General features: G+C 63.5%; 9 protein-coding genes. 7 read left to right on the top strand and 2 right to left on the bottom strand.

Annotated features, from left to right (window positions below; translation table 11 throughout):
* Positions 1-325 precede the first annotated feature (325 nt).
* On the bottom strand, positions 326-595 hold the full coding sequence (gene rpsT / locus ABB27_RS15600) for a 30S ribosomal protein S20 (RefSeq protein ID WP_057629708.1): 270 nt from the start codon (positions 593-595) through the stop codon (positions 326-328).
* A 100-nt stretch (positions 596-695) separates the two neighbouring features.
* Here rpsT and murJ point away from each other — a divergent pair, with 100 nt between their 5' ends.
* From murJ to ispH, 5 genes are all read left to right on the top strand, one after another.
* Positions 696-2,324: a murein biosynthesis integral membrane protein MurJ gene (gene murJ, locus ABB27_RS15595; RefSeq protein ID WP_057629707.1), complete on the top strand. Its 1,629-nt coding sequence runs from the start codon at positions 696-698 to the stop codon at positions 2,322-2,324.
* 79 nt (positions 2,325-2,403) lie between these two features.
* Positions 2,404-3,351, top strand: coding sequence for a bifunctional riboflavin kinase/FAD synthetase (locus ABB27_RS15590; RefSeq protein ID WP_057629706.1), 948 nt, complete (start codon positions 2,404-2,406; stop codon positions 3,349-3,351).
* Positions 3,348-6,179 carry an isoleucine--tRNA ligase gene (gene ileS / locus ABB27_RS15585; protein WP_057629705.1) on the top strand — a complete coding sequence of 944 codons (2,832 nt, stop codon included), beginning with the start codon at positions 3,348-3,350 and terminating at the stop codon, positions 6,177-6,179. Before ABB27_RS15590 ends, ileS begins: the two co-directional genes overlap by 4 nt.
* A gap of 90 nt (positions 6,180-6,269) precedes the next feature.
* The gene (lspA, locus tag ABB27_RS15580) at positions 6,270-6,776 is read left to right on the top strand and encodes a signal peptidase II (protein ID WP_057629704.1); all 507 of its coding nucleotides are present in this window, start codon (positions 6,270-6,272) and stop codon (positions 6,774-6,776) included.
* 52 nt (positions 6,777-6,828) lie between these two features.
* Entirely contained in the window at positions 6,829-7,779 is a 951-nt protein-coding gene (gene ispH, locus ABB27_RS15575) for a 4-hydroxy-3-methylbut-2-enyl diphosphate reductase (protein ID WP_057629703.1), read from the top strand.
* 57 nt (positions 7,780-7,836) lie between these two features.
* Here the strand turns inward: ispH and ABB27_RS15570 are convergent, their stop codons facing one another.
* Positions 7,837-8,835 (bottom strand): LysR family transcriptional regulator, encoded by a 999-nt coding sequence (locus ABB27_RS15570; protein ID WP_211263720.1) that lies wholly within the window; start codon positions 8,833-8,835, stop codon positions 7,837-7,839.
* 72 nt (positions 8,836-8,907) lie between these two features.
* Between ABB27_RS15570 and ABB27_RS15565 the strand changes: the two genes are divergently transcribed.
* Both ABB27_RS15565 and ABB27_RS15560 read left to right on the top strand, forming a co-directional pair.
* Complete coding sequence (locus tag ABB27_RS15565) at positions 8,908-10,500, top strand: GMC family oxidoreductase (protein ID WP_083491345.1); 1,593 nt, start codon at positions 8,908-8,910, stop codon at positions 10,498-10,500.
* Complete coding sequence (locus tag ABB27_RS15560) at positions 10,497-10,766, top strand: putative antibiotic biosynthesis monooxygenase (protein ID WP_057629701.1); 270 nt, start codon at positions 10,497-10,499, stop codon at positions 10,764-10,766. The genes ABB27_RS15565 and ABB27_RS15560 overlap by 4 nt, the downstream gene beginning before the upstream one ends.
* The last annotated feature ends 13 nt before the right edge of the window (positions 10,767-10,779 follow it).

Below are 10,779 nucleotides of genomic sequence, written 5' to 3'. Positions count from 1 at the left end.
CAAGGCCCAAGGCCCAAGGCGCGAAGTCGGAAGTCTGAACTGGATGCCCCAGGCTGAGGCTCAAAGTCGCAGAGTCAACGCTACACAGTCAAAGTCCAAGTCTGGGCTTCTGGTATCTGTGGGGTGGGTGCGTATCAGGCACCGCCCAGGCCCTCGTCGCGCACTCGGCCGGACTGCAGCGTTCAGTCGGCGCTCCTATTGCGAACCATCAGCCCGCGAGCGGAGGAGGGCGCTCGTACCCCCCCGATTTCCGCCCAACAAAAAACCCGACACAAGGCCGGGTTTTTCATGCCGGGAGTCTTGCGACTCCAGGTTGTTGCGCGGATCAGGCAGCCTTGATGGCTTTGATGCGTGCAGTCAAACGGCTCTTGTGACGCGCAGCCTTGTTCTTGTGAATCAGGCCACGGGCGCTGAAACGGTCGAGGATGGGCTGGGCGACGGCAAAGGCTGCCTCGGCGCCAGCGGCGTCGTTGGCATCCAGAGCCTTGATCACCTTCTTGACGGCGGTGCGCAGCATCGAACGCTGAGCCGTGTTGCGCGCGTTGCGCACAACGGTCTGCTTGGCGCGCTTCTTGGCGGACTTGATATTGGCCACAGTGGTGGTTTCCTGAAAATCGATGTGGTGGGAACAGCAAGCATGCAAGTATGATGGCTGGCTGAAAGAACGTCAAGTCAAGTTGTCAAGAGGGAGTTGCATGAGCGGCCGTTTGCTCAAATCCACTGCTGTATTCAGTTCCATGACGTTCCTGTCGCGCATCAGCGGACTGGTCCGCGACCAAGTTTACGCGCATGTGTTCGGTGCCAGTGCGGCCATGGACGCCTTCGTGGTCGCGTTCAGGATTCCCAACTTCATGCGCCGCCTTTCCGCCGAGGGCTCGTTCTCGATGGCATTCGTGCCGGTATTGGCCGAGTACAAGGCCAAAGGCGACCACGCGGCAGTGAAGGCGCTGGTGGACCGGGTTGCCGGCGTGCTGACCGCCTCCTTGCTGGTGATGACGGGTCTGGCCATCGTGCTGGCGCCCTGGCTAATGCGGGTGTTCGCGCCGGGCTTTGCGCCGGGTAGCGAGCAGGCCGAGCTGGCTACCTTGATGCTGCAGATCACCTTCCCGTACGCCCTGTTCATCTCGTTGGCGTCACTGGTGGGCGGGGTGCTCAACAGCTACCAGAAGTTCGCCGTTCCCGCGCTGTCGCCGATCCTGCTCAATATTTCGATGATCGCCGCGGCGCTGTGCCTGGTGCCGCATATGCAGGCCTGGGGCTATGAGCCGGTGCTGGCGCTGGCCTGGGGCGTTTTTGTGGCGGGCATCCTGCAGCTCGCGTTCCAGTTGCCGTCGCTGGCGAAGCTGGGGCTGTTGCCCCGGCCCCGGTTGGACCTGGCCCACGCTGGCGTGCGCAAGATCATGAAGTTGATGGTGCCGACCCTGTTCGGTTCCTCGGTGGCCCAGGTCAACCTGCTGTTCAACACGCTGGCAGCCTCGATGCTGATGGGTGGCAGCGTGACCTGGCTGTACTACAGCGACCGCCTGCTGGAGTTCCCGCTGGGCATGTTCGGGGTGGCCATCGGCACCGTGATCCTGCCGCACCTGTCCAGTCGCCACGCCAGTTCGGACCCTGAAGGCTATTCCAAGGGGCTGGATTGGGGCTTCCGGCTCTGCCTGTTGATAGGCATTCCGGCGTGTATCGGCCTGGTGCTGTGCGCGCAGCCGCTGCTGGCAACCCTGTTCCAATATGGCCGGTTCTCGGAACAGGACATGCGCATGAGCAGCCTGAGTCTGATGGCGCAGTCGCTGGCCGTGCCTGCGTTCCTGCTGGTCAAGGTGCTGGCGCCGGCCTTCTACTCGCGGCAGGACACCCGCACCCCGGTGAAGGCGGCGGTCGCCTCAATCCTCATCAACATCGTCTGTACGGTGCTGCTGTTCGTCGCCATGTTCTCCTTCAGCCCCATGGGCCAGGCCGCACTTGTCGCCGCCGATGGGCAATGGCTGGAGGCACTGAAGAAGGTGGAAGGCGCGCATGCGCTGCTTGCGCTGGCCATTGCGGTGGCTGGCTGGGCCAATGCCCTGCAGCTGTGGTGGTACCTGCGCCGGGCGCGGGTGTACCAGCTTCAGCCTGGCTGGGGGCGGTTCCTGCTGCAGCTGCTGGTGGCCAGCGTATTGATGCTGGTGGCGGTGGTCGCGCTGCGCTTGTTGTGGGCGGATTGGACCGCCTGGGCCTGGTGGGAGCGTGGCTGGCGTCTGGCGGTGCTGGTCGGCACCGGTGGCGCCGTCTATGCCGCCGGTTTGCTGCTGATGGGCTACCGGCCGCGCGAACTGCGCGGCCAGTAAGCCGACAGCGTGGTCGGCCCCGTTATACTTCAGGGCTACACACGACAGAACCGGCCCGTATGGGCCGGATCCGGATGGAATGAGCAGGCTTTTTAGAGACGTCGAAGGCGGGGTGTTGTTCCCGCAGGGAAGCGTGGTCTGCATTGGTGCCTTCGATGGCCTGCACCTGGGCCATCGGGCGCTGGTGCGCCACGCGGTCGCCCGTGCCCGCGCCTTGGGTGTGCCGGCCGTGGCCTTGGGCTTTGAGCCCTTGCCGCGCGAGTTCTTCGCCAAGGACAACCCGCCGCCACGGCTGATGCTGGCCAGGGACAAGGTTGCCACGCTGCGCGAGCTCGGTGTCGACAGCGTCGGCCTGCTGCGCTTTGACGCCAAGATGGCGGCGATCACCGCCGAGGATTTCGTGCGCGACATGCTGGTGCGCCGGCTCGGTGCGCGCGAAGTCTGGATCGGCCCCAAGTTCCATTTTGGCAACCGCCGCGGCGGCGATATCGCCTTGCTGCAGGCCATGGGTGCCGAACTGGGCTTTGTTGCCGGTGAGATCGAGCCGGTTCACCTGAACGGTGAGCGGATTTCCAGCACCCGTATCCGCGAGCTGATCGTGGCTGGCGAGTTCGCCCATGCCGGCGAGTTGCTGGGCCGCCCGTATTCGATTGGCGGCCGCGTCGTGCGCGGGCGCCAGCTCGGCCGCACCCTGGGCTTCCCCACCGCCAACTTGCGTTTCCCGAAAACACCCGCACTTTCTGGTATCTACGCTACCTGGGTACACGGTGTGTTCGAGCAGCCGTGGCCGTCGGTGTCGAGCTTCGGCACGCGCCCCACGGTTGAAGGTGTGGAGCCGCTGCTGGAGGCGCACCTGTTCGACTTCAACGGCGACCTGTACGGTCGTCATATCGAAGTTGAATTTGTTGCCAAGCTGCGGGATGAAGAGAAGTTCAACGATCTGCCGGCGTTGACCGTGCAGATGCACCGCGACGCAGAACAGGCGCGTCGCATCCTCAACGAACACAGATTGCGAGCTACCGCGTGAGCCAGGATTACAAAGCCACCCTCCATCTGCCCGCAACGGAATTCCCGATGCGCGGCGACCTGCCCAAGCGTGAGCCGGGCATCCTGGCACGTTGGGAAGAGCAGGGCATTTACGCGCAGCTTCGTGAAAACGCGAAGGGCCGCCCGCTGTTCGTGCTGCACGACGGCCCGCCGTATGCCAACGGCCAGATCCACCTGGGTCACGCGGTCAACAAGATCCTCAAGGACATCATCGTCAAGTCGCGTTACATCGACGGCTTCGATGCGCCCTACGTGCCGGGCTGGGATTGCCATGGCCTGCCGATCGAAATCGCGGTCGAAAAGAAGTGGGGCAAGGTTGGTGTCAAGCTCGATGCCGAGCAGTTCCGGCAGAAGTGCCGCGAGTACGCCGAAGAGCAGATCAATCTGCAGCGCGCTGATTTCAAGCGCTTGGGTGTGATCGGCGATTGGGAAAACCCGTACAAGACGCTGAGCTTCGACTTCGAGGCCAATGAAATCCGTGCGCTGGCCAAGATCGTCGCCAACGGCCACCTGGTGCGCGGCGCCAAGCCGGTGCATTGGTGCTTCGACTGCGGCTCGGCGCTGGCCGAGGCTGAAATCGAATACCAGGACAAGACCTCGCCGGCCATCGACGTGGCCTATGCCGCGCGTGACTCCAAGGCACTGGCGGCCAGCTTCGGCGTGGACCTGCCGGCCGGTGTGGAAGTGGCGGTGCCGATCTGGACCACCACGCCGTGGACGCTGCCGGCCTCGCTGGCGGTGTCGCTGGGTGCGGATATCGAATACGCGCTGGTCGAAGGCCCGGCCCACAACGGCCAGCCGCGCTGGCTGGTGCTGGCCTCGGCGCTGGCCGAACGCTCGCTGGGCCGCTATGGCGTGGCCGAGCTGGTCGTGCATGGCCATGCCAAGGGCTCGGCGCTGGAAAACCAGCTGCTGGCGCACCCGTTCTATGCCAACCGCGACCTGCCGCTGCTCAATGGCGAGCATGTTTCCGATACCGACGGTACCGGTGCGGTGCACACCGCGCCTGGCCACGGCCAGGAAGATTTCGCGGTCAGCCAGCAGTACGGGCTGATGGACAACTACAACGCCGGCCAGATCAACCCGATCGATGGCCGTGGCGTCTACCTGCCGTCGACGCCGCCGGCGGGCACGGTCGAGCTGGCCGGTCAGCACCTGTGGAAAGCACAGCCGCTGATCGTCGAGGTGCTGCGTGAAAGCGGTGCGCTGCTGGCCTTCTTTGAAATCCAGCACAGCTACCCGCATTGCTGGCGGCACAAGACGCCGGTGGTGTTCCGCGCTACCCCGCAGTGGTTCATCTCGATGGACAAGGCCAATCTGCGCAACGACGCGATGGCTGCCATCGACAACGTGGGCTGGTTCCCGAGCTGGGGCAAGGCGCGCATCAACAGCATGGTCGACGGTCGCCCGGACTGGTGCATCAGCCGCCAGCGCACCTGGGGCGTGCCGATTGCATTGTTCACCCATCGCGAAACCGGTGAGCCGCACCCGCGCAGCGTCGAGCTGATGCGACAGGTGGCCGACCGCGTGGAGCAGGGCGGCATCGACGTGTGGTATTCGCTGGACGCCACCGAGCTGCTCGGCGATGAAGCCGCGCAGTACGAGAAGGTCACCGACATCCTCGATGTCTGGTTCGACTCCGGCGTCACCCACGAAGGCGTGCTGCTGGCGCGTGGCTTCGGCAAGCCGGCCGATCTGTACCTGGAAGGTTCGGACCAGCACCGCGGCTGGTTCCAGTCCTCGCTGCTGACCGGCGTGGCCATCGACAAGCATGCGCCGTACAAGCAGTGCCTGACCCACGGCTTCACTGTGGACGAGCACGGCCGCAAGATGTCCAAGTCGCTGGGCAACGGCATCGAGCCGCAGGAAATCATGCGCACTCTGGGCGCCGACATCCTGCGCCTGTGGATCGCCTCGGCCGACTACAGCAACGAGATGTCGCTGTCGCAGGAAATCCTCAAGCGCAATGCTGACGCTTACCGCCGCCTGCGCAATACCGCGCGCTTCCTGCTCGGCAACCTGGACGGTTTCGATCCGGTCCAGCACCTTGTTCCGCTGCAGGACATGGTGGCCCTGGACCGCTGGATCGTGCATCGCGCGTTCGAGCTGCAGGAGAAGATCAAGGCTGCCTACGCCAACTACAACATGGCCGAGATCGTGCAGCTGCTGCTGAATTTCTGCAGCGTCGACCTGGGCTCGTTGTACCTGGACGTGACCAAGGACCGCCTGTACACGATGCAGGAAGATTCGCGCGGCCGTCGTTCGGCGCAGACGGCGATGTTCCATATCGCCGAGGCGTTCGTGCGCTGGGTGGCACCGATCCTGACCTTCACCGCCGAAGAGCTGTGGGGTTACCTGCCGGGCAAGCGTGCCGAGAACGTGCTGTTCACCACCTGGTACGACGGCCTGGCGCCGTTGCCGGCCGACGCGCAGCTCAACGCCGCTGATTTCGACCAGTTGCTGGCACTGCGCGAGCAGGTCTCCAAGGTGCTGGAGCCGATGCGTGCCAATGGCGCCATCGGTGCCGCGCTGGAAGCGGAGATCACCGTTGCCGCCAATGAAGAGCAGGCCGCGCGCTGGCAGCCGCTGGCCGAGGAACTGCGCTTCCTGTTCATCAGTGGCGACGTCAGCGTGCGCCCGGCAACCACTGACGAGGTGTTTGTCAGCGCGCAGCCAACCGACAAGGCCAAGTGCGTGCGTTGCTGGCATTACCGCGCCGATGTCGGCTCGGTGGCGGCGCATCCGGAGCTGTGCGGCCGCTGCGTCAGCAATATCGACGGTGCTGGCGAAGACCGTCGCTGGTTCTAAGGGCCAGCAACAAGTGGGGAGACATCAGGAACGAGTGGGGCAACCGCTTCGTTCCTGCTCCTTCGATGATCAATCTTTACGGGTGTTTGCATGCAGTCCAAAACAGTTAAACCCAATGCGTTGATCTACCTGCTGGTATCCGTGGCCGTGATCGGCTTGGACCAGTGGAGCAAGGCCTGGGTGCTGTCCAGCCTGCCTGAATTCACCCCGGTGCCCGTGATCGAGGGTTTCTGGAACTGGTACCGCACCTATAACACGGGTGCGGCATTCAGCTTCCTCAGCGATGCCGGCGGCTGGCAGCTGTGGTTCTTCACCTTGCTGGCGCTGGCAATCAGTGGCCTGATGGCGTTCTGGCTGTCGCGCACGCCGCGTGCCAACTGGCGCAGTGCGCTGCCGTACGCACTGGTGATTGGCGGTGCCATCGGCAACGTCATTGATCGCCAGATCCACGGTCATGTTGTCGACTTCATCCAGTGGTATGTCGGTGATCACTACTGGCCGTCGTTCAACATCGCCGATTCGGCGATCGTGGTCGGCGCCATCGGTATCGCCCTGATGGGCCTGCTCGATGGCAAGGCCGAGAAGAAAGCCGGATGATGCCGGCACCTGTTCCCGCATTTGCGACCGTCAGCGGTCGGAGTCGTTGAAGATGGATGTACTGCTCGCCAATCCCCGTGGTTTCTGTGCCGGTGTCGACCGTGCCATCGAGATCGTCAAACGCGCCATCGAAACCCTGGGCGCGCCGATCTACGTGCGCCATGAAGTGGTGCACAACCGCTTCGTGGTTGACGACCTGAAGGCACGCGGCGCGATCTTCGTTGAAGAACTCGACGAAGTGCCGGACGGGAATACCGTCATCTTCAGCGCACATGGCGTTTCGCAGGCCGTGCGCCTGGAAGCGGATCGCCGTGGTCTGAAGGTATTCGATGCCACCTGCCCGCTGGTGACCAAGGTCCATCTGGAAGTGGCACGCCACTGCCGTGCTGGCCGCGATGTGGTGTTGATCGGCCACGAAGGTCACCCGGAAGTGGAAGGCACCATGGGCCAGTGGAACCGGGAGAAGGGCAAAGGCCATATCTACCTGGTGGAGAGCGTGGAAGACGTGGCGGCGCTGCAGGTATCGCAGCCGGAAAACTTCGCCTACACCACCCAGACCACCTTGTCGGTGGATGACACGCGCGCGGTGATCGAAGCGCTGCGCCTGCACTTCCCCAAGATCCAGGGGCCGAAGAACGACGACATCTGCTACGCCACGCAGAACCGCCAGGATGCGGTGCGTGACCTGGCCACGCAGTGCGATCTGGTGCTGGTGGTGGGCTCGCCAAACAGCTCCAACTCCAACCGGCTCAGCGAGCTTGCGCGGCGTGAGGGCGTGGAGTCGTATCTGATTGATGGCGCGCACGAGATCGACCCGCAGTGGGTGGTCGGCAAGAAGCACATCGGCCTGACCGCGGGTGCCTCGGCGCCGCAGGTGCTGGTGGATGGCGTTATTGCGCGTCTGCGTGAACTGGGCGCCGGTGATGTGCACGAAACCGGCGGTGAGCCGGAGTCGATGGTGTTCGCGCTGCCCAAGGAACTGCGTCTGCGCCTTGTCGACTGAGCCTCAGCGCGCAATGACAAACTTCTGAAGCCGGCCCACAAGGCCGGCTTTATTGATTCATGACGGAGTCCCCTGGCTCAGTTGGGGCCCCAGCTGGGCAACGAGGAAATCAATGAAGACGCGCACCCTTGGTATCTGCGCGGACTGTGGCGGCCACACCAGAAAGACGTCGCGGGTGGCCGTTGCATGCTCTTTCAATATCTCCAGAAGGCGGCCATCGGCAAGCTCGTTGCGTACCATATAGTCCGGTACCTGGACGATGCCCAGTCCGGCCAACGCCGCACTGACGAGCGCTTCGGCATCATTCAGGGCTTTGTTGGCGCAGGCTGGTTTGTGGATCAGCTTGTCCTTGTAGCGCCACGGTTCCAATCGTTCGTTGTCCGGGTGGCGATAGTGCAGGCAGTGGTGGTCAGCCAGTTCGTCAGGCGAGGCGGGTATGCCGTGCTCAGCGAAGTAAGTCGGTGCGGCGCAGGTGATCAAGGCATACGACCCCAGCAGCCTGGCCTGCAGGCTGGAGTCTTCCAGTTCACCTGTCCATAAGGCCAGATCGAACCCTTCTTCGACGATATCAAGGTGTGCCGCATCGAGGCTGATGTTGACGATCACTTCGGGATAGCGTGCATGGAAATCGTGCAGCAATGGCAGCAGCGCCCTGCGTGCAAGTGTCGGTGCTGCACTGACCCTCAGTCTCCCACGGGGGTTGTGCTGGCGCATGCTCAGTTCGCGCTCTGCTTCGTGCAGATCCTTCAGCACCTTGTCGGCATAGTGGTAAAGCACTTCGCCTTCGCTGGTGAGTGCCAAGGAGCGGGTTGTGCGATTGAGCAGCCGTGTACTCAGGCGCAACTCCAGGCGTTCAACCGCTTTGCCTACCGCCGATGCGGACAGCCCCAGTTGCCGACCAGCAGCAGAGAAGCTGCCAGCCTGTACGGCGGCCGCAAAAGCGATCAGGCCGTTCAAAGATTCGAGTGACGAGAGGACTGACGACATTTTTTCCTGACTGTCATGAAGCTTGCGTGGATTCCATCGCCGCCAGCAGAAGCCGACGATGACTGTCATGGCGCCGTTGTGCTGACGTGATTGGTGGCGGCGGCAAGGTGTTTGGAAGTTCTGCTACAGGAGCGGCTCGACATGGCTACCCAGCAAAAATACGCGGGTACAGGCACGCGCGTGCAGAGTGACAGTGCGCGTGTACAGCCGGGAGTCGAAGTGCCGGCGTACGACGTGGTGATCGTCGGTGGTGGTTCGGCTGGCGCGGTGATGGCGAGCCGGCTCAGCGAGGAGCCATTCCGGCGCGTGCTGTTGATCGAGGCGGGGCAGACTTACTTGCCGGATGCCTACCCGGATGCGGTACGCCTGCAGCACATCATCGGCGGTGATGCGGCACACGACTGGGGCTATATCTCCGAACCCACCCGTTACGGCACGACGATTCCGGTGCCGCGCGGCAAGGTATTGGGTGGCTGTTCCGCGGTCAATGCCGGCGTAGCGATGCGCGCACCGGCGGGCGACTTCGAGCGCTGGACCGCAGCCGGCCTGGAACACTGGACGGCACAAGATGTATTGCCGTTTTTCCAGCGCAGCGAGCGCACCGTACACGGTGACGATGCTTTCCATGGGCGTAGCGGACCGTGGCCGATCCACTACCTGCAGGACGATGAAGTGTCCGACATGCAGCGTGCCTTCGTTGCTTCAGCGATGCAGGCTGGCTTCGCAAACGTCAGCGATTTCAACAGCGACAAGCCGTTCGGGGTGGGCCCATACCCGATGAACAATCGAATGGGGCAGCGCCTGAATACCGGCATGACCTATCTGTCCCTGGATGTGCGGCAGCGCCCCAATCTGACGATACGCAGCGAGACCTTGGTTGACCGGGTTGCATTCGAGGCCGGCACTGCGGTGGCGGTGGTACTGGCTGACGGACAGCGCATCGAGGGCAACAACATCGTGCTGTGCGCCGGTGCCTATGGCACGCCCGCCATCCTGCTGCGCTCGGGCATAGGCCCGGCAGCAGAAGTGCAGGCGCTTGGAATAAATGTCGTGGCCGACCTGCCGGTTGGCACGCGCCTGCAGGAGCATCCATTCTTCTACACCACCTGGGCCGCACGCCCGGACCGGCTCGGCCTGCCGGTGCCGCCGGTCGGCGCGATCCTGTGGACGCAATCGTCGAAGGCGGCCGCAAACGTGGGCGACTTCCATGTGTCGGCTGTGCACTACGGTGACCCGGAAACTTCGCCTACCGGTGCCATCTTCATGCTGGCCTTGGCGCTGACACGGCCGCGCTCGCTGGGAACGGTGAAGCTGCGCTCACGCGAGCCAGACGCCGCGCCGCTGATCGAACTCAATCTATTGAGCGAAGCGCAGGACCGGCAGTTGATGGTGGAGGGCATCGAGTTGATCCGCCGTATTGCCCGCACCGGACCGTTGGCTGGGCTGATCGCCGAAGAGATGGTGCCGGGTGCCTTGTCCACCGGCTATGACGCACTGGAAGCGGCACTGCCATCGGCGCTGGATATCTACCACCACCCGACCTCGACGGCACCGATGGGTGGCGCCGATGATGTGCACGCCGTTGCCGACTACCAGGGGCGCGTGCGCGGCATTGATCACCTGCGTGTGGCTGATGCGTCGCTGTTCCCGGACGTGCCCTGCGTGGCAACCAATCCCACCGTGATCATGTTGGCCGAGCGCATCAGTCAGTGGATGCGGGATGCGGACAGGTGAAGAAGCATGAGCTGCTGTATGCCCGCCTGCGGCGTACGGCGATGGTGTGGCTGGCGGTGTACCCGACGGTGCTGCTGGTGCTGATGCTGTTGCGCGCTTCTGCCATCGATTTCAGGCACTGGCCGCTGCCGCTGCGCGCATTGGGAACAACCCTGATCGTGGTGCCGATCGTGGTCAATATCAGCGCGCCGCTGGTTGAGGCCCTGGTGGCCAAAATAATGCGTCATTGGCTGCACTACCGCCGCTCGCGCTTGCCGCATCAGTAAGCAATGATCAAGG

It is taken from the genome of Stenotrophomonas terrae (assembly GCF_001431465.1).
Taxonomy (GTDB): domain Bacteria; phylum Pseudomonadota; class Gammaproteobacteria; order Xanthomonadales; family Xanthomonadaceae; genus Stenotrophomonas; species Stenotrophomonas terrae.
The sequence above is the reverse complement of the archived record's forward strand: the minus strand, read 5'-3'. Positions and strand labels throughout refer to the sequence as shown.

Coding starts and splice junctions, on each gene's coding strand:
- murJ (WP_057629707.1), top strand. CDS start 696: ATGAGCGGCCGTTTGCTCAAATCCACTGCTGTATTCAGTTCCATGACG.
- ABB27_RS15590 (WP_057629706.1), top strand. CDS start 2,404: ATGAGCAGGCTTTTTAGAGACGTCGAAGGCGGGGTGTTGTTCCCGCAG.
- lspA (WP_057629704.1), top strand. CDS start 6,270: ATGCAGTCCAAAACAGTTAAACCCAATGCGTTGATCTACCTGCTGGTA.
- ispH (WP_057629703.1), top strand. CDS start 6,829: ATGGATGTACTGCTCGCCAATCCCCGTGGTTTCTGTGCCGGTGTCGAC.
- ABB27_RS15570 (WP_211263720.1), bottom strand. CDS start 8,835: ATGACAGTCATCGTCGGCTTCTGCTGGCGGCGATGGAATCCACGCAAG.
- ABB27_RS15565 (WP_083491345.1), top strand. CDS start 8,908: ATGGCTACCCAGCAAAAATACGCGGGTACAGGCACGCGCGTGCAGAGT.